We start from the raw sequence: 25,198 nt of genomic DNA, 5'->3' as shown, positions 1-25,198 counted from the left end.
ATCAATGAATAATATATTAGAGTCAAAGGAACTGAATAAAACATATATTGTGAATAATAAAACTCAGCATAACATTCTTAAAAATGTGAACCTGCAAATTAAAAAGGGTGAATTCGTTTCTGTGATGGGTCCCTCAGGTTCAGGAAAATCAACATTGCTCTACAATATTAGCGGAATGGATAATGTGACTTCAGGAAGTGTTTTCTTTAATGGTCATGAAATCTCTGCTCTTTCTGAGAATGAATTGGCTAAATTACGTCTGAATAAAATGGGGTTTATTTTTCAGCACATTCATCTGTTAAAAAATCTAAGCATCTTTGACAATATCATCCTGTCGGCATATATGGCGAAGGTCAGCAGTCGGGAAAAAATCAATCAAAGAGCGCTACGCTTAATGAAGCAGACTGGAATTTCAGAACTTGCTAATAATGATATTACCCAAGCTTCCGGTGGACAGCTTCAGCGTGTAGCTATTTGCAGAGCGCTCATTAATAATCCGGATATTGTGTTTGGTGATGAACCTACGGGTGCCTTGAATTCCAAGTCGGCTACTGAAATCATGGAAATTCTGGCAGATATCAACCACGCGGGAACAACGATTATGATTGTGACTCATGATGTTAAAGTTGCTGCAAAAACAGAACGTGTTCTCTTCATGCTGGACGGCAATATCATTGCCGAGCAACAGTTGGGGAAATACTCCAAAGAGAAAAATGATATTAAAGCGAGAGAAAATAAACTTTCGAGATGGCTAATGGAAATGGGCTTCTAAATTATTTTGACCGTTGTAGACCGGGGGTCGGTCTACAACGGTGGGGGTATGCTGATGAGGGTTCTAAAAAGGCCGGAAGAACGTAGAAGTGAAATCCTGGATGCTGCTGAGGTTCTCTTTGGCACTAAGGGCTATTCAAAAACTACAGTAAATGACATTCTGCGAAGGATTGGAATCGCCAAAGGTACCTTTTACTACTATTTTCAATCCAAAGAAGAAGTCATGGACGCAATAGTAATGCGTTTTATGAACATGGGGTTGGCCGCTGCAAAAGGGATCGCCGCCAACCCAAAACTTAATTCCCATGAAAAAATTTATCAAATCATAATGGCGCAAAATCAGGACAGCAGTCGAAAGGACCAAATTATTGAACAGCTGCACCGGGTAGATAATGCCGAGATGCATCAGAAAAGTCTAGTTCAAACCATCTTGTTACTGACTCCCATTCTGGCTGATGTTGTTGAACAAGGAATAAAGGAGGGAATATTTAATACACCGGCGCCAAAGGAAGTGGTTGAGTTTTTATTAGTATCTTCTCAATTTTTGCTGGATACGGGTCTATTCCAATGGGAGCCTGCGGAAATTATCAAAAAGGCAAAGGCTTTTGCTTATATTATCGAAACTACGTTAGGGGCTGAAAAGGGGAGCTTCAGCTATATACCCAGAATGTATGAGCAGATGCTGAGATTACAAAAGGAATAATCTGAGCGGAACGGATGTGAGAAACCAATGGAAGTTGTAAATAATAAATCATTTAATAAGTTTCTTATTGTGTGGATGGGTCAGATGATATCATCTATCGGGGTGGGGTTGACAGCTTTTTCTCTGGGGGTTTATGCCTTTGAGAAGACAAATACGGCTACTAGTGCTGCTTTAATTACCCTATTCTCATTTCTGCCCTCCATTTTATTAAGACCTGTTGGCGGGGTGTTGGCAGATCGATATGATCGACGGGTTATGATGATTTTAGGAGATCTGGGTTCTGCTCTGGGGCTTGTATTCATTTTATTTGTAATGTTGACCGGGGATGTTCAGCTCTGGCAGATATATGTTGGAGTTACGATCAGCTCCATCTTTGCTGCCCTACAAAGTCCGGCTTACAAAGCTTCGGCTACTGACTTATTAACGGATGAGCAATTTTCAAAGGGAAGCGGTTTGGTCCAATTGGCCGAATCAGCCAAATTCCTATTCTCGCCAATCATAGCCGGATTCCTACTCAGTATTACGAAGATAGAGAACATTCTAATTATTGATATCTCTACATTTGCGGTTGCTATACTTGCAGTTTTGTTTGTTAAAAAGAATTTACAGACCGTATCCAAAGAATCTGAAAATCAAAATTTCCTAACGGATTTAAAAGAGGGTTGGAATGCGATTTCGTCTAGTAAGGGGATCCTGCTTCTCGTAACTATTATTTCAATTGTTACTTTTTATCTCGGCTTTTTGCAGACTCTGATCGGACCGATGATACTGTCGTTTTCCGATGCGAGAACACTTGGAACCTTTCAGTCCGTGAGTGCGGTAGGGATGATAATTAGCAGTCTAGTTATCGGCATATTCAGTGTTAGCAAGAAGTATTCCCGCATGTTGGTATGGGGTATGGTTTTCGCCGGATTATCCTTTTCGTTATTGGGACTAACCACCAACCTTTATTTTATAATAGGGGCTGGATTCTTATTCCTCTCAGCACTGCCATTCATCAATACCAGTGCTGATGTGTTAGTACGGCAGAATATCTCTAATGAAAAACAAGGCAGGGTATGGGGCATCATCGGGATACTCTCACAGCTAGGTTTTGTTGTCGCATACAGTCTAGCGGGTTTCCTGGCAGACCATGTATTTAATCCTCTATTAGAAGAAGGGGGACTTCTTGCCCCCAGCATCGGAGAAATTATCGGCACAGGTCCCGGTAGAGGAATTGGACTATTATTTATTATTGCCGGGGTTTTAGTGATGGTATTGGCTGGTATTACCTCTAGGTTCGAATCCATAAAAAGTTTGGAGAATAGCAGTAGACTTACTCAATCTGAGTAATCTGACTTCCAGTCGCGACATTTACGAGTCGAAGGTTGAACGCGATCTTAATTATCATCTTTAAGGTTTGGGCTATTGAAAGCTACCGCCTCAGGCAAAGGAACGAAGCTGGCCACTTTTGCTGCCCGTTGTATCGAAAATCTTAAATCAGCCCCTGAAGCGGGGCTAATTTATTTTTTATGGGGAAGAACGCCATGTATGCCGTGGATCATAACCAAGGGTCTTCCGGGCCTTATCTATTGCCAGTAGAATCTCATGCCCTTGTACAGGTCTCTTTAAAGATACATTTGGGGGAAATTTAATAACTAAATCTTGACTAAGATCAGGCATAATTGTGAAATTCTATATAAGCTTCTGCAAGGGAGCAGCACCTATCGAATCGAAGAGGCAATCTGTCGGGAAATCAAACTGATAGATATCTTGGGCTTTTTTGTGCATTCGAATGACGCATTGTATCGGCAGAAAAATAGCCGTTCCCCGGTTAAGTTCCGGGAAACGGCTGTAGTGTTGACTAAAAGCTTAATGATTTAGTCCAATAATCTTCTCGTAGATTTTCAAGTAACGCTCAGCCATCTTTTCTTTCGTAAATCGACTAGCGACATATTGACGTAGCTGTTCAGGATGGACTGATGCATCGCCCATAACCTTCTCCGCCATAGCCTCTACGCTTTCACACAAGAATTGTGGAAATCCGGACAATACTTCCGGGACAGCCCCTCTCGGGAATGCGGCAACAGGCGTACCACAGGCCATCGCTTCGACCATCACGAGTCCAAATTGCTCTTCGCAAGCCGTTGGAAACATGAGCCACTTGGCATGACGCAGTAAATCTTGTTTTGCTTTTCCATGAACTTCACTGACATATTCGATGTTAGGACTGTTATTAATTCGAGGAAGGATCTGCTTAAACAGATCTCCGTCCCAGGCGGGACCTGCTATTATCGTTCTTATACCTGTCATTTCGGCCACATCAATCGCAGTATGCACGCCTTTTTCCCAATCAATTCGTCCTAGGAACAGCAAATAATCTTTTTTGTACGCACTATATTTATACTCGTCAAGGTCGATTCCATTGTGTACATAATATCCTTTATGGCGGTAAGGAGACTGTTTTAGCTTCGTACGACTCACATATACTGGATGCTTTACTGGGACATCAAGCGACCATTCCGTGTGAATCGTTGAGACCGTTGGAATGTGAAGGTCTTCCTTTCCAAACAGGAGATCATGTGTGTGGTCGTGTATGATATCGGTATTGTCGGGTATCGTATCAAGAACGAAATCCTTGATGCTGTCAGTCTTATACCGATGTCCATACGGAATGACGACAGCACGGCTTCGGCTCCCTGCCAGAGCATATACATAGACCTCATGTCCCATATCCACAAGCGCATCCGATAAATTGTAAACGACCCTTTCGAGACCTCCGCTGCCTGGAAGAGGAATGATGTTAGGAGCGATCTGAACAATGATCACCGTAGATCACCTCTGCTTGATAATCGTGTATGGGAGCTTAAGATTCCCACGGGTCAACCCCGAATTAATCGCTCGTTCACTATGAAGGGCATCAATTGTTCAATGACATACATTTGGCTTTTATAGTGCTGCAATAATTGGAGTTTCTTTTGCAATATATGAAATGGAAGCGAATCATTCCCTGTATCGAATACATATAAACAATCTAAATTCATGCTGTGCAAAATACGGGATAGCGACTGATGCTGGCTATGCCCGTATTCCCCTTGCAGATTATGAGTGACCACTTTATTGAAATGGCCGGTATTCAGCAGGTTTCTTAATGCATCTTTCACTTCTTCTTCATCAAAATCTCCGCCATATTCGTCCGGGAAATCCCATATTTCGCACCTGGCATCTACGAACTTCATCGCTGTTCGAAATTCCCGGGAACGAGTCTCGTTGCTTCCGTTAGTCAAGCAAATGACTTTCCATCCTGACTCCTCTATTAAAGCCCCGCCTCCAAATATGCTTTCATCGTCAGGATGAGCGACTACCATGAGCTTATCTGCAGTCGATTTGGAGAACATCATTCCACCTCATAGGGGGCATAACGATCTTTTAGAATGTTTGCATATACGTTCATCAACATGTCTGTAGTGCGGGTGAAGTTGAATTGTTCCTTCACCAGATTTCGGTTTACCCAGCCTGTTTCCATCTTTTCTTGAACCGGCATATCCACCGCTCGCTTTATATCAGCTTTTAACTTATCTACTGTCCAGATTTCATCGGCATGATGATCACCGAACCATGTCTCCCATGCGGATCGATAATTTCCTGGATGAACCAGTCCAACAAAACCTTTCACACCAACAGCGACCACTGGACGACAGCAGGCCAGAGCCTCAACAGCAGTTCTCCCGGTGCCAACAAAGACATCGCAGATGGAATAATAGGAAGACATATTGAGAGTATTCCCTAGCAAATGAATGAATTTTCCTTTCATTTCTTTGTGAATTACATCAACAAGCGATTTAATATTCTCACTATGCCGACCTTCACCAGTCACGAGGATATTTAGGTTAGGGTAGTGTTCGGCCTTTAACTGTCTGCATGCTTCTATGACGTCTCTGCAAATATCCGCTTTTTCCCAAGACAATCTTCCGGCGTACATAATAACGGGCGTACCTTTTGGAAACCCAAGTTCTTCGCGTAAGTCACTCTGAATAATCGAGCGGTAATTGAACTGTACGGTATCAATTCCGTTAGGAATCAATTGGACAGGCAGCCCCTTTACAGGTAATTGTTTTACGATGGAAGGGCTCACGCAGACGATCGCCGCGCTGCTTTTTATCAGCTCGATTTCATCGATTGTAAACGGAAGTAACATGTGGAGCGTCCATATGCGAGGGATACACAATTGATCTGCGGCTTTTGCTGCGAAAGAACCTGAAGGGATTTGATGAATATGAACAGCTGTAATGCCTTCCGTATTCATGATTTGTTTTAACTGGGAGATGATCTTCTGCTCATCAGCATCATTACTTATATGTTCGTTCGTGACGAAATTAATCTCATATACGGGACAGCCTAATGCGGCGAAGGCATCACACATTTCTCCCCGTTTTCCAGCTACAACGACGTGAACACCGTTTCTAAGCAATTCTCGTGCGCATGTCAACACATGTGTTTCAGTTCCGCCGATATTAAATTGGTCTATGACCATTAAAATACGTAAATCTCTAACTGAATATCGACGTTCAATGCTGTGATTGGATACTTCTTTATTAAGCCAGACCACTTGCTTGGGCGGTTGAGCGTTCACGACGTATTGTACAAGCGGCTTTTTGCTGTATATACGTTTCTTAACCATGGGTTTCTTGCTGCGAACCTCTGCCTTTTTTCTCAATTCTAATTCAACTCCTTATTCTGAATAAAATTCACGGGAACGCTGGTCCGGATGAGAGCGGTAATAATATAGGGTCTCACGCAGGTTTTCGACTCTAATACCGTTAGAAACGCACTTGGCAATAAACTCATAGTCTTCGGCCCCATTAATGTTCCGAGTAAGCCCTCCCAGGCGATCGAATACACTGCCTCGAAACAGAATCGTAGGATGAGAGACGCAGTGCTCTCCTATCGCATATCTCATGGGGATATCCTCACCATAACTTAGCCAATTCGACGGGGTTTGTTGCAGGATGTCGCTATCTTCAAAAGCCATATAATTCGTGCCGACCATACTAATCTGCGGGTGATTCATCAGAAACTCGACCTGTTTACTAATCCTTTCTGGATGAGAGTAGTCATCCGCATCGTGAATTGCGATATATTCTCCGTGCGCCATAAACAGCCCCGTTGTTAGAGAACCGGAAAATCCTACATTACGAGGCAACTGAAGCAGTGTAAAACGGGGGAATCGCCGGCGAGCCTGCCACAATTGGATACGATCGACAGAATTGTCCGTGGATGCATCATCCACAACAATGATTTCTGTGCTTGGGTAGATTTGGTCGTATAAATGATCCAGACAGTCCTCAATGTAAGATTCTGCGTTAAAGCACGGGATCACGATACTTACAAGCTGGTCAATTCGTGCAAGCGACACAATCACCCCCCTCCCTTCCAATACATCTTTTTCTTTTCACCATATGATCTAAAATACAGGGTTGCTTGGGATATACGTATATTTTTCACTAAAGTTAATGGGGAAATATGTAACTACCCAATCAAAATTCAGGATTAGCAATAGAATAAAAGCGGTACAACATAAGGAAGGTGATTAAATGTGACAGAAAGCAGTGATTATACTGAATATACGGACTATTCAACGTATTCTGAGTACACGGACCATCCACGTCAAAAAATCTGTTTTGCCATATTGGTGCACAATCGCAGAGAGGTTATCTTCGATTTATTAGACAATATCCGCTGTTACTGTCCTAACAGTTCTGTCGTCTTGTATAACGGAGGAGATGATCCAGAATTATGCAAAGGTCTGGGATATCCGGTATGCCCGACCAGCAGAAAATTATATTACGGGGTAACCGCAATATATATGGTTGAAGTCATGGAATGGCTCGAGGACATTAACTATGCCTACGATGTTCTGATCAATCTAGATTCGGATGTTTTATTTGCTAGAGAAGGCTTTGAGCAGTACATTCTTACCGAAATGAAAGACAAGGATTATTTGGGCGTCGATACAAAAATACCAGATGATGATTTTTATTGCCTAGTACAACTTAGGCAGGAAATCAACCGTTGGATACCCCTGCTCGGGAACGAACCTTATAGGGAGTCCTTTAACGTAGGGCAGGTATACAGCAGGAAATTGGTCCTTCGTTTATTACATGATGACCTGTATGAATTGTTAAAGAGTAACCTCCGCGATACAAGGGCCTTCGGAGTGGATGAGCTTGTCTTTGCCACGATAGTTGAACGGCTGGGCTATAAATTGCATGCTTACCGGGAGGATGTCTCATCAACCATTCGTTATCGGCCGCACTTTCCACTCGATGAAATGATCAGTCTTATGAATTTCCAACCAGAATGCGCTCTTATTCATCCGGTCTATCGGAACCTTAAGGATGAAACAAGAAGCTTTGCCCGTGAGGTTATGAAACGGAAAATCCAGCTAGATCCCGACTATCAAGAACGATTTATGGAAGAATATCTCGGCGAAATGCCCTATCTCATTCGTAGAAGCAAATATAATGGCGCAAAAATAGAGTGGCTTGCCGCCTCAGAGGAAAGTGGACTGCTGTACTGGAGGGAAAATCAATCAGGAAGAACTAGAGATGTCTTGTTTGGCCCATATGCATTTGGAAGTGGAAAAATCAAGGGATTAACAGCACTAGAGAGCAGATTCGGCAATCTTGAAGCGGTATGTCGAAGCGATAACAGGCTTGTGCATTATTGGAGAGATGAGGATAGCGGTGAATGGTTCCAATCGGAAGCATTTGCGGAAGGTGTCACGGGAATGCCCGCTTTACTGGAGAGCAGCTACGGTAATTTCGAGGTGGTTACCCCGATGAAGGAGGGGGGCCTTGGTCATTGGTGGAGAAACAACGACGCTCCCGAGCACCCTTGGTTTGGCCCGGAAGTATTCGGCACAGAGAAATATGATGAAGTAATTTTAATAGAGAATGATGAGTTGCATTTGACAGCCATTGCATGTAAGGATGGCAAGTATCAATACTACGTTAGGGACGACCACAATAGCTGGGAGTGGTATGGACCTTACGATTAAGAGGTTGGGGACCGATGAACATCCTGGCTGTGCAATACATTAGACCCATGGAACAAGGATGGTCACTCCCGCATCTGTTCAAATGCGAGGATGGTCAAACTTATGTTGTTAAATTCATTAATAATCAATCCGGTTCTGGTATATTGGCCAACGAGCTGATCGCATATCGTCTAGGGAATTTGCTTGGATTGCCGATTGCCCCCTATCGCATTATCCAGATAACAAGAGATCTAGTAGATATGTTCCCTGTGCTCAAAAGCTTGGATATCCCTGCAGGCTTGCATCTAGGCAGTTTATATTTCGAGCAAGGGACGACCTCGTTTGAGGAAGTCAATTTGGCATTATGCAAAAATCTATATCATGCAGCTGGGATGATAGTATTTGATCATTGGATCAATAATTGGGACCGGCATATCGCAGAGTCCAATCTATTATATCTACCGGACCAGCGAAAAATTCTAATGATAGATCATTCGGATGCTTTTTTTGGCCCAGATTGGGACAAAGAAGAATGTATGGACGATGTGAATAGAATGGATATATTCTGGGGGCCCTTATATGAAATGTTTGTTCCTTATATTGATAGTCCGGACCCGTTCGGCCATTATGTTTCATTAGTCGAAAGGGTTAGTGAAAAAGCGGTCATTGAAGCGGTAAAGGGGCTTCCTAGACAGTGGAAGATCTCCCGGGAAGATGTGACTGGTTTGATTGATTTTTTACTGTGCAGGAGAAAGCTCGTTCGGGGTGCTTTGGAGGAAGTAAGGGACAATTTTCCGATCTGGACGCAGGAGGATCACGATTAATATATGTTAATTAACTAGAATATCAGCCGTTACATTTCCTTGGTCCGAGCATTTAATAGTAGCAGGATGAATTAACACATCCAATATATGATAAAAGGAGTGCTTATAAATGAAATTCGATCACAAGGAACAGAAACATGTCACTTTAACTACAGGTCCTGTTTATGTACCGCCCTTTAACATTATTGTTCCTAACGACAAACTTATCATTACTCTGAAAAATCCGACTGACAAAAAGCTGGAAGCGCAAGTGACCCTCGGCCTATGTCCTTCGCCTAACACTTACCCTTCAGTAGCAGGTGTAAACTACAGTAATGGTAATTCTGTACAAAAATTTGAAGTTATGGAGAATGAAATTCATCTTGGTTGGTTCAAGGTGGATCCGATGTCGTGCCTGCGTATTGAAAAAACATTTGATAACTATCAACTATCTGATTCTGTTATCCGTTTGACGGCAACCGGCGATTTTAAAATCTGTGAAGACAGCTGCGAGCCGATCTGCGGATTGCTGGAAATTTCCAGTGTTGTTGGTTTTTCGGGCAACTGGTCTGGTGCATTCTTAACAGCAATACCTGCAGAACTGGTTACCCTGTATCGAGTATATTACGGATACTCCGGTGTGTTGGGTACAGATCCGCAAGCAAGTGTACTCTATGCTGATTGGGTATTTTGTGACAATCACTGTCCTTGTGATTCCGGTTCCCACTCGGATTCTTGCTCTTCATCTAGCGACGACGACCACTAATTTAGGCAGCCGGCCCCTTCCGACCCGGAAGAGGCCGTTTTTTTTGTAAGGCAATCTGGTGTAACGAACGGACTTCCATTTTAGCCTGACGAGGTGATTCTTTATGTTTCACCAGTTGCTGCAAACCGCTTCAACACAATATGGAATTGCATTCTACGAATTTGAAATTCTTCATAAAACGGGGCGAACGCTGGTCCTGGCTGTGAAATCACTACAGGGTGAATACGTTCTGAAAAGTATTTTTACCAGTGAAAAACGCCTTCAGTTTATATTGGAAGCAGAATACTTCCTGCGATTGCAGGGGATTCACATACCCGAGATCTTTCCTACTCTCAAGGGTACGCCATATTTTCTGTGGGAAGGCGACCGTTATGTTCTCCAAGAAAAATTGCAAGGGACTTCGTTTCCTCCAACAACAATAGAAGTAGTGACTCGGAGGGCAGCCCTTCTTGGAAAAATGCATTCCTCATCGCTAGGCTTCCTTTCGAAACATGGACCATACGCTTCTGAGGAAAGGCTGTGGCTCAGCAATTATCTTAGGGAACTATCTTCTATGAAGCATTGGGCGAACTGGTATGAGAACTCCAGAGCATCTAAAAAAAAGATGATCCTGTCCTATATCGATTTTTTTCAGCAATCAGGACAGGAGTTGGTTGAACGACTTGAGCGGCATGCCTTTTTTAAAAGCTGGGTCGACGCTCCTCTCCAACAGCATTTTTTGTGTCATGGCGACTTTCATAGCGACAATATCCTGACGGTGGGATCAAGTCTCTATGTTATCGACTTTGAATTCATTCGATATGACTATCCCTCCAAAGATGTAGGCCGTTTTCTGCAAGGGATGATGAATCGGCGAAAAGGTTGGGATCCGGTCTGGTTTGGTCATCTTCTGAATTCTTACCTCCGGGAAAATCCGTTGAACGACATCCAATTGGAGCTTATGTATTTCGACTTAGCTTTTCCTCATAGCTTTTCCCGCTTTTTAGATAAAGGTGGATATAGAAATATGTCTGTGGATGATGTGACAGCTTATTTACAAAGAGAGTATGACAAAACCGTTTATTTCCTGCAACAAACCAAATGATAGTAGCGTTGACCTATATCTCTTGATGTAGTCATTCTAGAATTTCATACGACGTCAGACCTGCTGTTAACAGTGTCTGGAGTCGTTTTTTTATATACAAGCGAATATTAGTGAATGTACATCATATCGTGTCCATAACCTCAAAAATTCGATAATATCGGCGAGGACATGGAGGATCTGATCTCCATTAGTACGATTGGACTCATTAAGGCGATTGATAGCTACCATATATCGGAATCTCGAAATTCCGGATGATCGGGAGAAAGAAGTTGTTGTTGGGCGGTGGTTTTAGTGATGGTATTGGCTGGTATTACCTCTAGGTTCGAATCCATAAAAAGTTTGGAGAATAGCAGTAGACTTACTCAAACTGAGAAGATGCTGTTCTTTTATGATTAATCCGGCTAAAATTCTTCAAGTTGTCAAAAGTATTATATTTTTATTTATAATATCTAATAAGGCATATCCGCCAATCACCTTTTTGCTTCTTATTAAGACAGAAAGCGAGCCTTCTCACGGGCTGCAAACATGTTGTCCATGAGTCTAGTCCTGGATAATCACTCTTTATCGATAAGTTGCATGATTTTATGATCTTCTTCGGCAAATTATTTACGACATTTTACACCCATTCCAATTTAACCCATTAAATAGTAGTATGTTAAAGCATACATACGAAATATAGGAGGGCTGAATGAGTGAGTCTTATTTTACAATCGGCTGATATGGAAAAACTTGAGTGTTTTTCAAAGGCTATGCAGGCTTATAACGACGAGGCGAATAAAGTATGCAAGGGTTTGGTCACGGTGTGTAAAAAAACAGAGACGGATTATGAATGGGAAATAACCTACTATGGTAAGAGTGTATTTATCAGTTCAGATGAAATTTTAAAAATATTAAATCAAAATAATGATACGAATTACAAAGAAAAATTTAAAGAGCTTGTAGCGTGGAAACTGAGAGCTGTCTAGACTAAGAAAAGTTGGTTGGATGTGAGTCCGCCAACTTTTTTTATTTGTACAGTGGGTAAAGAAGGATATATTTATGGCTTGAATTGGCTCACAAATTGAGATAGATTCGTTAAATATTGATCATCAAACATTGTTTTTGGGGAAAATAAGGCCGTCAGGTAGATTCTGATTTCAGATGTAGCAAGCTCTTTTTTTAACATGGAATGATCGGCATTGGGCAAGAGGGATACAGAGAGTAAATTAGAGGGTATTTGTTGGCGGTATATAAGTTCAGTATCCTTGACATCAACATGAATATCTTGCCCTCCCAGAACCAAGTGAACAGGGGACTTAAAGAAGGTCAACTCCGCAGTAGCATCTGATTGGAAATTCTTGGATATAAACTCCCACCTATCGCTGGGAATTATGTCTCCCCTGTGAGTCATATTCAGGTAATCCGTATAGGACGATTGTTCTCTTAGGATATTCAGAACTTGTTCGTTGTAATGTTCTTCCTCCATAATCTCCTGTACGGAGTAACCTTCATTTTCCATCTGCCTTTTTGTATTATATCTACCTTGAGAAATCCAATTTATTGCAGGGGATACTAAGATACTGAAGGCGATATCCTGTTCTTGTCTAACGATCTTTGGTATCACCCAACCCGCTTGACTTGCTCCCCACAAGCCGATTCTTGTGTCATCTATCATCGATAAAGATTGAGCCCAGTGAATAGCGTAGATGGCTTCCTGTGCACGATCCTCCATACTTTGCTCTAGCCAGTTCCCTGGAGAACCGTTAACTCCCGGTTTATTGAGTGACAATGATGCGTAACCGACAGAAGCGAACTTCTCCCATAAAGGCTTATATCCGCCATCGTAGGAGTCATTAATGGGGCCATCCCCATGAACAAAGACGACTAGCCCAACGTTTCCTGAGTGATTTTCCGGCAGCACTAACGTTCCCGTTAGTAGTCCTTGGGGCGTTTTGATTTCTATTTTTTTCTCAGTCATTTGATATGAGTTTTGATTCAATATGAAGAGAACCAAGGCAACGAATATAGCCGCTGATATCCCGATAGTTAGTTTGATAGATCTTCTCATCATTTCACTCCTAAGGATTGAGTAATGCTTTCCCTTTCCATGCCATCAAATGCCAAACAGGGGTTTGAAATAAACAATGTCTTATCAGATTATAGTTAGTCCTTTCGATACCAAATTCCAATTTCTCATATAAGTGAATGGCCTGTTCGTTCTTTCGGGCTACATGAAGAGATAATTTGTTGAATTCAGAGCAATGGGCATATTGTTGTGCCCAGGTTAACAGTTGTCCGCCAATTCCTTGATTGCGATGGCTTGAGTGAACAGCCAAATGCTCAATATAACATTCGTTTGCTTGGGGCTGATACTCTAAAAAGTGCGTCCCGGCTATCAATTTACATACGTTGTAGGTTCCGAACTGCTTGAAGAGTGGTTTGAAGCGAATTTGCCTATCCCCATTACTAGGAGAGCGGGTTCTTCTCCATTTCAGGCTAAGAGTACCGACCACTTTCCCGTGTTCCTTGGCCACTACTTGTATTGAAGATAGATCATTAGAATCATAAATCCAAATGCTCTCCAATAGCTTGATCAGTTGATGTTTATCCAGATTGACTAGTGCTCGGAACTTACTTTGAAATGAATCTGCTATAAGTTCACATACTGATTCATGATCTTCATCTTGGCGAGTAATCACTTCAATCCGATTTATGCTCATCTAGCACCTCCCTAAATTTAACTGATTCTAACTTGTATTTCATAATGTAGTTTGTGGTTATTGAACATGGAAAGGTAAGATTTCTCTAAAAGGATAATTTGCCCCGGCTCCATATCCTGATGTTGCTTTAGATAGTATTCAAGTAGCCGGAATTCATCCTCTATATCTTGCTCTGAAGATACGAGAAGATGTTTATAGAGATAATTGCCTTTCTCTAAGAGGATGTCGGAAGGAGCGATAACCTCATAACAAAGGTTTATCTGAGTGGAATCATATACATAGTGCAGATCAGCTTCAAATAAATCGGGCAGCTTCGGCTTATTTTCATATAGGTTTCTAGCATTGAGGTTATGCTGTATTTCATATCTAATCCACTGTTTCAAATGTCTGTCTTCCATAAGTTTGATTTGATAATGATTCTCCGGAGAAGTAAACTCAGCATGCTCCTTTACTATCTTTTGAATGAATTGCTGGAGCATAATCAGTTGATCCATCTCAGATTGAACCTTCTTCAAGGAATTGCTCAGAAGCTGATGATAATCATCGGGAGTGAAGGAGGCCATACATTCTTTAATCTCAATAACAGGGACGTTCAGTTTACGGAGCAGTAAAATATGGGACAACTGATAAATCTCAGGAATGCCATACATTCGGTACTTATTGGAGTCGGTGTAAGCTGGAAACAGAATTTCCTTCTCTTCAAAATAACGTATTTGATGCACAGAAACATTCAGCAGTGTCGACAACTCGCTTATGGTAATGAACTCTTTCAATTCGCTACTCCTTATCTATATATTATTTGATATCCCAACTATAAACCTTAGGTCTGACCTAAGGTCAAGGAAAGAATTATGTAGTGTATTATTCATGCAAAAAAAGCCCCACCAAAGTTCGGTGGAACCATTAGGGAGCCTCTATTTCATGGATGGATTATTCCGCAGGCGGAATCTGAGCTAGTGTAGATTTCTTTTTAGCCAGTTCTTTAGAGAGTTCACGTTGCAGATAGCTGAATTTTTTGATGTCTTCTTTCAATTTGCTAATTCGACTCATTTTACTGCTTAAATCACTGGCAGAAGAGCTTAGTTTACAGTCTTTCTCCAATTGATTTATTTTAAGAAGAGCTTTGTCTTTTTTCTTCTTTTGCTCCAATATTTTCGATTCAATATCAGCGATTTCTTGATTTAACCGACTAAAGACAGATTTAGTGAAACTAATAGCCATTTTGAATACACCTCTAACTTCTTACTAAGTATTGTACAACTCAGATATTATTCTACTATATGCTTCTCTTTTATGCGAGAAACCCGCCATAATACCGAGACCAGCAAAGAAATAAATAAATATGTTGCCGACCACTTATATTTATGGTAAATTTATGTTGCCGGCAACCAATGTGAGCGAGATAAGACAGTCCGAGGGAGAAGTTGAGATTATCCATGAACCAGCAAAACGGAGGCACACCAACAGAAACAAAGGAAGAAGAATTTAGTGCAGTTGATCGATACCCAGCCAGCTTCGCTATATTTGCTTTAGCACGGTCACACCGGGGATTAGCTACCCAGTTGTTACGTGAGGTTGGTTTGTTCGCCGGGCAGGAAATTATGCTTTTGCAATTATGGGATAAGGATAACCAACCGCAGCACTGTTTAGGTCGAACTCTTCGGCTGGATCACTCCACCGTTGCCAAGACCGTTCGGCGCCTGGAAGAGTCCGGTTGGGTTACCCGAAGTCGTTCGAAAGAAGACGGACGCGTCACCCTTGTGTCGCTTACGCAGGCGGGTCGTGATCTGGAGAGTAAAGTCGTAGAAGTATGGAGTACGTTAGAAGATATTACAGTACAAGACCTTTCGGAGCAGGAAAAAGAACTGTTCGTAAAACTGTCGTTAAAAATCGCATCTACCATTGATAAGTTATAAGGGATCTGCAGACTATTATGAATAGAAAAGGTGGGAAACCCTATGTCCAGATTAACAATGCAAGCCGTTCAAGTTCATGAATATGGCGGTGCCGAAAGGTTGACGTTGGAGGAAGTTGTACGTCCGCAACCGCAGGCCGGTGAAATATTGGTTCGGATCCTTTTCGCGGCGGCAATCCCATTAGATTGGAAGATTCGTAACGGGTGGCTGAAAAATGTTTTCCCAATTACATTTCCGTATATTCCGGGCTCTTCCGTATCCGGTATTGTTGAATCTGTGGGTGAGGGTGTAATTGCCTTTCAAGCAGGTGACCGTGTATTTGGAAGTGTAAAAGGGGCCTATGCTGAATACGGCATTGCTGCGGTTCATGAGCTGGTTTCCATGCCCGATTCTCTTTCATTTGAAGACGCGGCAACGATCCGGGCAGGAGCAGATACGGCTTGGAAAGCCTTGTTCACCGAAGGTGAATTGGAAACCGGACAAAAGGTGCTTATTCATGCGGCAGCCGGCGGTGTCGGACAATTTGCTGTTCAATTAGCCAAGCGTAAGGGAGCCACTGTCATCGCAACTGCATCAACGGGTAACATTGAATTTGTAAAGTCATTGGGCGCGGATATTGTGATTGATTACACTACAACTCCATTTGAGGACGTTGCGAAGGACGTTGACTTGATTGTCGATTCTGTTGGCGGAGACACTGAGGCGAGATCGTGGGCTCTTTTGAAAAAGGGAGGTATCTTGGTTTCCCTGACTCAGGCACCCTCCCAAGAATCGGCGAAGCAGTACGGCGTATCAGCTAAATTCAACACGAAATTTCCTACCTATGAGAACCTTCAGGAAATTGCTCAACTCATTGCAGATAGAGAAATTCTCGCAAAGATCGATCACATTTATCCGATTCGTGAGGTCCAAGCAGCCCATAAGCAAAGCGAAAGCAGACACGGCCAAGGAAGAATTTTATTAGATCTGAATTCGAAGGAATAAGGTGTTATTAAATCCTTTAAGGCCTCCATATATAGTGAAAAAACGGCATAGAGCCGTTTTTTTTGTTTGCAATGATGACTAGTTAGGACTGACTACTAAGCTAAGTCTCTCTATAATATTTGCGGTAAATGGCAGGCGTAATTTCTTCGATTTTTTTGAAGGTTTTTATAAAATAACCCGGTTCATTAAAGCCAAGTTCATCACTAATCTGAGAAACGGGCATATCCGTTACTTCTAACAGCTGTTTTGCCCAATTAACCTTAAGCTTTGCCAAATAACTGGTAAAGTTTTCTCCCGTTTCTTTCGCAAACAGTCTGCTGAAATAGCTGGGACTGATATGACACAGTTCAGCCATATGAGTTAATGATATGTTTTCGCTTTTATGGTTATAAATATATTCAAAGGCGGGCTTAAAAATCGGATTTGTACAGATACTTGTATCATTTGATGTGTTTTTTAGATAGGCATCCGCGATCGCGTTAGTCATTTCTTTTTTTACGGATTCAATATTTTTAATGGTATAGCCGGGCAGGATCGTTGAAATATTCATGGTCTCATCATTTCCAGAAGCTTTCTCGAACATCTCCACCAGCAGATTTTTATTGAGTGCTTCTTCGATAATATAGTTGCATAAGAGAAATAGCATGTTGGATATTTTAACGACTTCTTCATAGGTCATGGTTGGAATATTATCATAGTGTTCCTTCAAATGATTCTCTTTAAGAAGATGTAACGATTTATTCTTCGAAGTGACAATTTGCTCCAGATCATGCCCGTTTTCAGGGTCTGACAGCTTAACTTGTCCTGCCATGACAGCACCAAGGTATTTATCATCGACAGTGATTGGAATGGCAATATCCACGATATTGAAATGGCACAGATACACGTAAGGAGCGTTTAATCGAACGGCTTCAAGTCCGCCGCGTGAATCACATTTTTGACAATAGGGCAGCAGCTCAGGATCCTTCCGCACATTTTGACAGAACGATTGACAGCTGCTGTGACTGGTTACGGGTATGCCTTTATAATCAACAGTTAAAATAGCCAGTTTAGTAACTGTAGCCAACGAGTCTTGAAGACGCTTCCACTTCTTAAGATCCAAAATTTTGTTAATACGTAAGGACTCATGAATCAAAATATTACACCTCCAAAGCCGGGCTTATAACAATAGGATACCATTGTTTGAGTCTAGTGCAAATAATTACGATTGAGAATTATAATTATTAGTTATGAACTTCCACTATCAAGAGTAAAAACCTGCTATATACTCTAATTAATTAAATAAAGTATTAAATTTGTTCTAAAACAGGAGGAGATCAGAATTATGAGAAAAGCATTCATTAGTCCAACTAAATATGTTCAAGGGGAAGACGAATTATTGAACCTTGGGTATTTTGTAAATTCTTTTGGTTCATCTGCCTTATTAATAGCCCATCCAGAAGATGTGAAGCGGGTAAAGGATAAGCTTGAGGCTACGGCTGCAAAGTTTAATATAACTTTTGTTGAAAGCGGTTTTAAGGGAGAATGCTCCCGGCAGGAAGTAGCCAGATTGCAGGAAATTGCTGCTGAAAAAGGCTGTACCTGCACAATCGGACTTGGCGGAGGAAAAGCCATTGATGCGGCGAAATGTGTGGCACAAGGAGAAGCTTTGATTATTTGTCCTACCATTGCTGCCACAGATGCACCGACAAGCCATTCTGCCGTGCTGTACACACCGGATGGAGCTTTTGATGATTATGCCTATTTCAAGCAAAGCCCAAGTGTTGTTCTGGTTGATACGACGGTTATTGCGAATGCACCTACACGTTTTCTTGTGGCAGGTATGGGGGATGCTTTGTCTACCTATTTTGAGGCAAGAGCGACATCCAAGTCTTATTCCAGAGTCAATGCCAGCCTCCCAATGGGCACAAGAGAAGGGTATTGCTCACCGGCAGTAGGAACCAATGCAGCGCTTGCACTGGCAACTTTATGTTATGAAATGCTGCTTAAGGACGGAGCGAAAGCGAAGATCGCAAGTGATTGCAATATGGTTACACAGGCGCTCGAGAATATAGTAGAGACGAATATTTTATTATCGGGTCTTGGTTTCGAAAGCGCGGGCTTGGGCGGGGCTCATGCGATTCACGATGGCTTAACGATTCTGGAAGGAACACATTCCTTTTATCACGGTGAAAAGGTTGCCTTTGGTACACTTGCCCAATTAGTACTTGAGAATGCTCCAACTGAGGAATTGCACCAAGTATTGGATTTTTGCCTAGAGGTAGGATTACCGGTGTGTTTAGCTGATATCGGCGTAGATCATATTACTACAGAGGAATTGCTGCAAGTCGCTGAAAAGGCCTGCATTCCTGAAGAATCGATTCATTCTATGCCGTTCCCTATCACAGTAAAGGAAGTTGCAGCAGCGATTGCTACGGCAGACAGAATCGGCCAAGACTATAAAGCACGCCGGGAGGCCCAGTAAATGAAGAAAATCATCAATCAAACGGAGAACATTGTCATAGAAATGTGCAACGGAATAGCTATGGCACATCCGGAGCTTGAGTTTGTGAAGAAGTATAAAATTATCAAGAAAAAAGAAATCAACGAGAACAAAGTCAGCTTAATTAGTGGGGGCGGCAGCGGCCATGAGCCTGCACATGCAGGTTATATTGGTAAAGGCATGCTTGACGCAGCGGTATGCGGAGATATTTTCGCTTCTCCGTCGCAAATTCAGGTGTATCAGGCGATTAAAGCAACCGCTAGTAAAAAGGGTACCTTAATGATCATTAAGAATTACAGCGGGGACATGATGAACTTCAAGAATGCTGCTTATTTAGCAGAAGAAGATGGAATTCAAGTGGATTATGTTCGAGTGGATGATGATATTTCGGTGCAAGACAGTTTATATACGGTAGGACGCCGGGGAGTTGCAGGTACCGTACTGGTGCATAAAATTGCCGGAGCGGCTGCAGAAGAGGGACGGAGTTTAGAGGAAGTAAAGTCCGCTGCGGAGAAAGCGGCAGCAAACGTACGCAGTATTGGTTTTGGATTAACCTCTTGTACGGTTCCTGCTAAAGGAACACCAACCTTCGACATTGCTGAAGATGAAATGGAATATGGCGTAGGTATTCACGGGGAGCCGGGGATTCGACGCGAAAAGGTTGGCACAGCCGACAGCATGGCGGAGCGAATGGTTGAAGCGCTGCTGAAGGATCTAAAGTTGGATAACGATAGCCCCTCAGAGATTGTCTTGTTGATTAACGGATTTGGGGGAACCCCGTTATTAGAGCTGTATCTTTTAAATAATTCGGTTATGCGGGAATTAGCCGGGAAGAACAACATTAAGATTTGTAAAACCTTTGTTGGAAACTATATGACAAGTATTGATATGGCCGGAGCCTCTGTAACCATTATGAAATTGGACGAGGAACTCAAAATGCTTTTATTCAAGGAAAGTGACACCCCTGCTTTCAAGGTTTCGGGTCCTACGGAAAGTGTTGAGTATGTAGATATCACTCAGGACAAGACCACCGATGCAGAGGTTTCCTTCGAGACAGAGACCCCTGAAGAGTACTCCATAATGAAAGGCGATACCTTTACATTGGATAATTTCGTTTATTTGGTAGATAAGATGAGCGAAATTATTATCAGCAATGAAATACCATTCTGTGAACTGGACTCCCATGCTGGTGATGGAGACTTTGGGATGAGCGTGGCTAAAGGCTTTCGGCAGTTAAAGCGAGATTGGCATCACATTTTGACAGACAGCAAGACAGATATCGGAACGTTCTTGAATGCTTGTTCACTGGTTATCATGGAATATTGCGGCGGGGCTTCCGGGCCGATTTGGGGTTCTGCGTTCCGCTCAGCGGCTAAGGCTGCGGGTGCTAGAAATGAACTGAGTATTGCTGAGTTCGCTGATATGCTGCAGGCTGCTGTACAAGGTATACAAACCACCGGTGAACGTACCTTTGGCAGAGGAGCAGTAGTAGGTGATAAAACCTTAATTGATGCTCTTGTACCTTGTGCCGATTCCTGGTCGAAGAGCGCTGTGGAGGGAGATACTTTCAAGTCCGCCTTTGCGAAAGGTGCAGAAGCAGCCATAGAAGGCGCCAAAAAGACAGAAGATATCGTAGCCCGTATGGGACGCGCAGGAACTGTCGGAGATAGAAGTCTTGGTTATCCGGATGCTGGAGCTTATTCACTGGGCGTTATTTTCAAGGAGCTGTCGGATCAAATGAAATAGAATACACCTGGGAACACCAATTGAAAATAATAGAGGCTGTCCACATAGCTTAACAGCTGGTGGGCAGCCTTATTTCATATTAGAAACCGCAACTCAGGGTGGCAGGATAATAGAGCGTGGCATCGAATCGCATGATTTGGTTTCCTTATCACATACCGCAAACCACATACCGCATAGCACATTACCTTTATTTTCTCCTAATTAGTGCCATGCGGACTGTGGATTCGCTATTTGTGAAGATATGACCATTTGTTAAAGTATATGGACACCACAGTCACTATTTGACTCAAAAGGCACTATAAACAAGGTTAACGGAACCAATAGCGTCATTACAGTCCGCATGCATTTTGATAATGGTTGATTTCAGTAAATAGAGGCTTCTCTGTCCATATGAATAATAGGTTATTTACCTAAATTCTCTGTCTGCGCATTAGAACTCGCACTAAAACATTTCACGTCTAACCATCACACGTCTGGAAGTATCTACATTCTGAGGATAAACGTTCGATTCCTCTTTTGGCCGCTAGTAGTATCCAAGATATGCAGCTCAACCAGATTATGCAATATGCGTCTAGCTTGCCGGCTACTTACCTTGAGATGGTCAGCTACCTCTGAAGGGGTTAATGGTCGTATGAGGCGGCGTGCTAACCGAACAGTTTCTGCTTCTAAACAAGATAGGCTAGAGGATACATCAGAGGCGATGAACTTTCCGATGAACGCTAGTACCAGCTGTTGACATTGCTTTGGCTCATCAGTGATGGAGGGGTAAGCAATAGGAAGAAATGTCCATCCATCTAGGGATAATAAGCAATGATGAGGGCCGAATCCCTGAATTTCTATTCCACCTTTAGAACCGCTAGGCATATAAGCCAAATCCAGATACCGGTAACCATTATTGAAGTCTCGGACCTCCCATTCAGGATACAGATCATTAAAATTGCCGATCGCAGGAAACCAAACGGACCGGAGAAACTCAACTGTTCCATGCCCCAGTCCTATGAAGAAGCTCTAATCTTCGGGAACTCTTCTCCATATCAATATTTAATTGTAACCATTCCTCATATTGTTGCTCAAATCTACCCATCGGTCTCGATCTCCTTAAGTATTGAACATATCCGGATTCTTTTGAACAAAGAAAAAACCGCTCCAATACAAGTTCATCCTGAGTATTCATTGGGATGAATTTGTATTAAAGCGGCGTGTACTTCACGACCTAAATCCGTAATTATATCGCGAACATAACAAATCAACAAATGATAAATCGAAGAGATGAATAAATACACGGGAGATTAAAGCTACGGGATATTACCTATTGGGAGATAGAACACACTAATTAGCCGCACATGCGGACTGTAGATCCGCTATTTCTACAAATATGGTCTTGTGGGAAAGTATGCGGACACCACGGCCACTATCACACTATAATTATAAACCACGGTATTCGAACCATTAGTGTCCTTACAGTCCGCATACATTTTGATAATTGTTGATTTCAGTAAATAGAGGCTTCTCTGTCCGTAAAACTGTTCAGTCCACCAAAATACGCTCTCCATCAAAATACGCTCTCCATCAATGTCCGCTCTCCAACAATATCCCTCTAAGCTTGATGGGGGACAATAAATGCAATCACAAAAATGCCCGAGTGTTTGAGAGCATTTTTAACTTTTTGTCGTGACTTTTTCAATTAAAAGGTTTACAATGGTAAGCTTCCTGACTATACTCAACCATATAATTAGGAAAAATAAACCAGAATAAAGGTAACATGAATAAAAGAGAAGGAGAGTTGAAATTTTGGAATCTCAACAGAAGGCTGCTAATCCGCCAAAGCTTTTAACAAATCGGTTTATCCAGACGATTATATTATCAAACGTTCTCCTACAGATCGGAATCTGGGTACGTAATTTCGCAATACTTCTCTACGTGGCTGATAAAACCGGTAATGATCCGTATGCCATTTCGCTTATCAGCGTCGCTGAATTTGCTCCAATTTTCGTGTTTTCTTTTATTGGAGGAACATTCGCAGATCGCTGGTTACCGAAAAGAACGATGATCTGGTGCGACTTATTGTCAGCCGTATCGGTATTCGTTGTATTGCTTACGATTCATTATGGATCTTGGCATTCCGTGTATTTTGTCACCTTTATATCGGCTATTCTTTCGCAGTTCTCACAGCCATCCGGTATGCGACTTTTTAAGCAGCATGTGCCTGAAGACCAACTGCAGCAGGGAATGGCACTATTCCAGTCACTGATGGCGATATTCATGGTTCTTGGGCCAATGCTCGGTACACTTGCATATAGCAACTTGGGACTTGAAGCTTCTATTGCGGTTATGGGTGTTGTGTTCCTACTGTCAGCTACTGTATTGTTTCGTCTTCCTAAGGATAAAGTTAATGAGCAACCAAAACCGGTAAAAGGCCAGTTCGTGAAGGAACTGAGAGAAGGCTTTCGATATGTTTGGCAAAGCCAGGTGCTTCGGATGCTTGGAGCCGCATTTATACTAGCTGGTCTTGCCGTGGGACTCTCGCAAGCGCTCGGACTGTTCATTGTAACGGAACGGCTTGGCAAACCAGAGGAATTTCTACAATACATGCTTATGGTTAACGGTGTAGCTATGCTCGTTGGGGGCGGTATCGTTGCAGTATTCTCCAAACGTGTTCCTCCGCAGATGTTACTTAGTCTGGGAATGCTTATAGGAGCCATTTGTACAGTCATCGTTGGGTACTCGACCAATGTAACAGTTACTCTAGCCACACAATTTATTAATGGACTCGCCTTCCCTTGCATTCATATCGGGATCAGTACGATGATACTAAAATGGTCACATGAATCCATAGTGGGTCGGGTAAATGGGGTCCTTAACCCGATGTTCACAGGTATGATGGTCATCTCGATGTCTTTAGCAGGCAGACTTAAAGGGGAGTATCCTCTGGTATCTATATATACAGGAGCAGGCTTCTTATTCTTTTTTGGCGCCATGGTTTTAATTCCAATCATGAGACAAAAGGCACCGGACACCTTAAAGGTTTCGCAAATGATTAATGAATCCTAGAAAGAAGAGATTTTACAAATCGGAATATAAGTTTATGGAAAGGGGCCATCAGTGGTCCCTTTTTTTTGTCGTAGGAAGTTTTGAACTATTTCATAAATCTGGACCATTTGGAACATTATAAACCTAAGTGGTTGAAGGGGGGGGGCGGACGGCATGGGACAAAAGATTTTCCCTGATCTGAAAAGAAATGAAGAACAGCTGCGGCTGATTTATGACAAATGCTCAGATGTTGTTTTTCGGCAATTCACGATCCAAGGCACGATACCCATGCTACTCATCTATATCGATGGGCTGTCAGATAAGACCGCAATTGAGAAACAAGTGATCGCCCCCTTGATGTGGGAGGAAAACAACCCCTCTCTTCAGCTTCAACAACTCGTTGAGCAAACGATTGATGTGTCCCAGGTGGAGGAATGCTGTGACTTCCCTAGAGTTACCGAACTTTTGTCATCTGGGTCCGTGGTTCTTCTACGAGATTCGGAAAGTGTAGCTGTGTCCTTGCACGAACAGCAGTTATTCTGCTTCCTTTATTTATTGTTCCGCTGTTTTTGCTGCTGCTGCTCATTCCTGACCTTGACCCCGGAAATTTGTTTCCCGTTATGAGCCACGGCTTTGTTCCTGTTATGAAAGGAGCGATAGTCCCTCAAGCCTGGTTTTGCCAAATTTATTATATAACTTTCTTTTTGCCTTGTTTAACGAATCGAAAGAAAGGAGGGAAAAGTGGATTGATCGTGTTGGGTTCAGTCGTTCTGAGCCTAACTTATATAAATCTATTGATATTATTTTTATTAGGACCTTACGATGTAAGCAACAAATATTATCCGATATTGGTGGCATTTCGTTACATTGGCAGGAACCAATTTTTTGAGAATCTCGAAGCGTTGCTGCTTGCAATGTGGGTTATAGGCAACTTTGTTAAAATTGGGACGATGTATTATTCCTCTGTTTTGGCTATCGCCCAATTTGCCAAATTGTCTGAATACCGTATCATTACGCTTCCAGTAGGTCTATTGATTCTCATACTAAGCGTATGGGATATCCCCGGGGGTATTCAATTGGGCTATCAGTTAAGGGTTGTAGCGCCTTTCGAAGTGTATTCAACTTATTTCTTACTTCCTTTATTGCTGTTAATCATATGGATGCTAAAGCCCAAACCTAAGAAGGTTTGAGCCTTA

At 42.3% G+C, this 25,198-nt stretch carries 24 protein-coding genes and 2 pseudogenes; 16 read left to right on the top strand and 10 right to left on the bottom strand.

Going from position 1 to position 25,198, the window contains the following annotated elements; all coding sequences use genetic code 11:
- The first annotated feature begins 4 nt into the window (after window positions 1-4).
- The 3 genes from J2T20_RS00190 to J2T20_RS00180 are packed head-to-tail and all read left to right on the top strand — an operon-like array spanning window position 5 to window position 2,806.
- On the top strand, window positions 5-772 hold the full coding sequence (locus tag J2T20_RS00190) for an ABC transporter ATP-binding protein (protein ID WP_307584439.1): 768 nt from the start codon (window positions 5-7) through the stop codon (window positions 770-772).
- Between the two features lie 54 nt (window positions 773-826).
- Window positions 827-1,474: a TetR/AcrR family transcriptional regulator gene (locus J2T20_RS00185; protein WP_307584438.1), complete on the top strand. Its 648-nt coding sequence runs from the start codon at window positions 827-829 to the stop codon at window positions 1,472-1,474.
- Between the two features lie 27 nt (window positions 1,475-1,501).
- Entirely contained in the window at window positions 1,502-2,806 is a 1,305-nt protein-coding gene (locus J2T20_RS00180) for an MFS transporter (protein ID WP_307584436.1), read from the top strand.
- A 519-nt stretch (window positions 2,807-3,325) separates the two neighbouring features.
- Here the strand turns inward: J2T20_RS00180 and J2T20_RS00175 are convergent.
- Genes J2T20_RS00175 through J2T20_RS00160 form a run of 4 tightly spaced genes read right to left on the bottom strand, consistent with a single transcriptional unit; the run spans window position 3,326 to window position 6,869 of the window.
- Window positions 3,326-4,282, bottom strand: a complete 957-nt coding sequence (locus J2T20_RS00175) for a glycosyltransferase (protein ID WP_307584434.1) — start codon at window positions 4,280-4,282, stop codon at window positions 3,326-3,328.
- A gap of 53 nt (window positions 4,283-4,335) precedes the next feature.
- Window positions 4,336-4,854 (bottom strand): PIG-L deacetylase family protein, encoded by a 519-nt coding sequence (locus tag J2T20_RS00170; protein WP_307584432.1) that lies wholly within the window; start codon window positions 4,852-4,854, stop codon window positions 4,336-4,338.
- A complete protein-coding gene (locus J2T20_RS00165; RefSeq protein WP_307584429.1) occupies window positions 4,851-6,170 on the bottom strand; it encodes a glycosyltransferase in 1,320 nt (439 codons plus the stop codon). The genes J2T20_RS00170 and J2T20_RS00165 overlap by 4 nt, the downstream gene beginning before the upstream one ends.
- A 15-nt stretch (window positions 6,171-6,185) precedes the next feature.
- A complete protein-coding gene (locus J2T20_RS00160) occupies window positions 6,186-6,869 on the bottom strand; it encodes a glycosyltransferase family 2 protein (RefSeq protein WP_307584427.1) in 684 nt (227 codons plus the stop codon).
- A gap of 180 nt (window positions 6,870-7,049) precedes the next feature.
- Here J2T20_RS00160 and J2T20_RS00155 point away from each other — a divergent pair, with 180 nt between their 5' ends.
- The 6 genes and pseudogenes from J2T20_RS00155 to J2T20_RS00130 all read left to right on the top strand — a co-directional run bounded on the left by J2T20_RS00155 (window position 7,050) and on the right by J2T20_RS00130 (window position 12,110).
- Window positions 7,050-8,513 (top strand): hypothetical protein, encoded by a 1,464-nt coding sequence (locus J2T20_RS00155; RefSeq protein ID WP_307584425.1) that lies wholly within the window; start codon window positions 7,050-7,052, stop codon window positions 8,511-8,513.
- Between the two features lie 14 nt (window positions 8,514-8,527).
- The gene (locus J2T20_RS00150) at window positions 8,528-9,316 is read left to right on the top strand and encodes a HipA family kinase (protein ID WP_307584423.1); all 789 of its coding nucleotides are present in this window, start codon (window positions 8,528-8,530) and stop codon (window positions 9,314-9,316) included.
- A gap of 109 nt (window positions 9,317-9,425) precedes the next feature.
- Window positions 9,426-10,061: a hypothetical protein gene (locus tag J2T20_RS00145; RefSeq protein WP_307584421.1), complete on the top strand. Its 636-nt coding sequence runs from the start codon at window positions 9,426-9,428 to the stop codon at window positions 10,059-10,061.
- Between the two features lie 103 nt (window positions 10,062-10,164).
- Window positions 10,165-11,145 carry a phosphotransferase gene (locus tag J2T20_RS00140; RefSeq protein ID WP_307584419.1) on the top strand — a complete coding sequence of 327 codons (981 nt, stop codon included), beginning with the start codon at window positions 10,165-10,167 and terminating at the stop codon, window positions 11,143-11,145.
- Window positions 11,146-11,286: 141 nt separating this feature from the next.
- A pseudogene (locus tag J2T20_RS00135) lies at window positions 11,287-11,370 on the top strand (RNA polymerase subunit sigma-70); the annotation flags it as partial.
- Window positions 11,371-11,837: 467 nt separating this feature from the next.
- Window positions 11,838-12,110: a hypothetical protein gene (locus J2T20_RS00130; RefSeq protein ID WP_307584417.1), complete on the top strand. Its 273-nt coding sequence runs from the start codon at window positions 11,838-11,840 to the stop codon at window positions 12,108-12,110.
- A gap of 71 nt (window positions 12,111-12,181) precedes the next feature.
- Here the strand turns inward: J2T20_RS00130 and J2T20_RS00125 are convergent, their stop codons facing one another.
- From J2T20_RS00125 to J2T20_RS00110, 4 genes are all read right to left on the bottom strand, one after another.
- Entirely contained in the window at window positions 12,182-13,192 is a 1,011-nt protein-coding gene (locus J2T20_RS00125) for an alpha/beta hydrolase family protein (RefSeq protein WP_307585073.1), read from the bottom strand.
- Between the two features lie 10 nt (window positions 13,193-13,202).
- Window positions 13,203-13,844 (bottom strand): GNAT family N-acetyltransferase, encoded by a 642-nt coding sequence (locus tag J2T20_RS00120; RefSeq protein WP_307584415.1) that lies wholly within the window; start codon window positions 13,842-13,844, stop codon window positions 13,203-13,205.
- A gap of 17 nt (window positions 13,845-13,861) precedes the next feature.
- A complete protein-coding gene (locus J2T20_RS00115; protein ID WP_307584413.1) occupies window positions 13,862-14,617 on the bottom strand; it encodes a MerR family transcriptional regulator in 756 nt (251 codons plus the stop codon).
- Window positions 14,618-14,774: 157 nt separating this feature from the next.
- Window positions 14,775-15,065, bottom strand: coding sequence for a hypothetical protein (locus J2T20_RS00110; protein WP_307584411.1), 291 nt, complete (start codon window positions 15,063-15,065; stop codon window positions 14,775-14,777).
- Window positions 15,066-15,280: 215 nt separating this feature from the next.
- Here J2T20_RS00110 and J2T20_RS00105 point away from each other — a divergent pair, with 215 nt between their 5' ends.
- A complete protein-coding gene (locus tag J2T20_RS00105; protein ID WP_307584409.1) occupies window positions 15,281-15,760 on the top strand; it encodes a MarR family winged helix-turn-helix transcriptional regulator in 480 nt (159 codons plus the stop codon).
- 42 nt (window positions 15,761-15,802) lie between these two features.
- The gene (locus J2T20_RS00100) at window positions 15,803-16,744 is read left to right on the top strand and encodes an NADP-dependent oxidoreductase (protein WP_307584408.1); all 942 of its coding nucleotides are present in this window, start codon (window positions 15,803-15,805) and stop codon (window positions 16,742-16,744) included.
- 100 nt (window positions 16,745-16,844) lie between these two features.
- Here the strand turns inward: J2T20_RS00100 and J2T20_RS00095 are convergent, their stop codons facing one another.
- The gene (locus tag J2T20_RS00095; RefSeq protein ID WP_307584407.1) at window positions 16,845-17,879 is read right to left on the bottom strand and encodes a PocR ligand-binding domain-containing protein; all 1,035 of its coding nucleotides are present in this window, start codon (window positions 17,877-17,879) and stop codon (window positions 16,845-16,847) included.
- Between the two features lie 189 nt (window positions 17,880-18,068).
- Between J2T20_RS00095 and J2T20_RS00090 the strand changes: the two genes are divergently transcribed.
- Together J2T20_RS00090 and dhaK are read left to right on the top strand one after the other, a co-directional pair.
- Window positions 18,069-19,208, top strand: coding sequence for a glycerol dehydrogenase (locus J2T20_RS00090; protein ID WP_307584406.1), 1,140 nt, complete (start codon window positions 18,069-18,071; stop codon window positions 19,206-19,208).
- On the top strand, window positions 19,209-20,972 hold the full coding sequence (dhaK, locus tag J2T20_RS00085) for a dihydroxyacetone kinase subunit DhaK (RefSeq protein WP_307584405.1): 1,764 nt from the start codon (window positions 19,209-19,211) through the stop codon (window positions 20,970-20,972).
- A 483-nt stretch (window positions 20,973-21,455) separates the two neighbouring features.
- On the opposite strand, the pseudogene J2T20_RS00080 reads toward dhaK, so the two are convergent.
- A pseudogene (locus tag J2T20_RS00080) lies at window positions 21,456-22,056 on the bottom strand (transcriptional regulator).
- Between the two features lie 707 nt (window positions 22,057-22,763).
- Here J2T20_RS00080 and J2T20_RS00075 point away from each other — a divergent pair.
- The 3 genes from J2T20_RS00075 to J2T20_RS00065 all read left to right on the top strand — a co-directional run bounded on the left by J2T20_RS00075 (window position 22,764) and on the right by J2T20_RS00065 (window position 25,192).
- The gene (locus J2T20_RS00075; protein WP_307584403.1) at window positions 22,764-24,023 is read left to right on the top strand and encodes an MFS transporter; all 1,260 of its coding nucleotides are present in this window, start codon (window positions 22,764-22,766) and stop codon (window positions 24,021-24,023) included.
- 153 nt (window positions 24,024-24,176) lie between these two features.
- Window positions 24,177-24,626, top strand: a complete 450-nt coding sequence (locus tag J2T20_RS00070; protein WP_307584401.1) for a spore germination protein — start codon at window positions 24,177-24,179, stop codon at window positions 24,624-24,626.
- Window positions 24,572-25,192, top strand: coding sequence for a GerAB/ArcD/ProY family transporter (locus tag J2T20_RS00065; RefSeq protein ID WP_307584399.1), 621 nt, complete (start codon window positions 24,572-24,574; stop codon window positions 25,190-25,192). The genes J2T20_RS00070 and J2T20_RS00065 overlap by 55 nt, the downstream gene beginning before the upstream one ends.
- The last annotated feature ends 6 nt before the right edge of the window (window positions 25,193-25,198 follow it).

The organism is Paenibacillus wynnii (genome assembly GCF_030812855.1).
In the GTDB taxonomy this organism is placed as follows: Bacteria; Bacillota; Bacilli; order Paenibacillales; family Paenibacillaceae; genus Paenibacillus_AQ; species Paenibacillus_AQ wynnii_A.
This window is presented reverse-complemented; position numbering and strand designations above follow the sequence as displayed.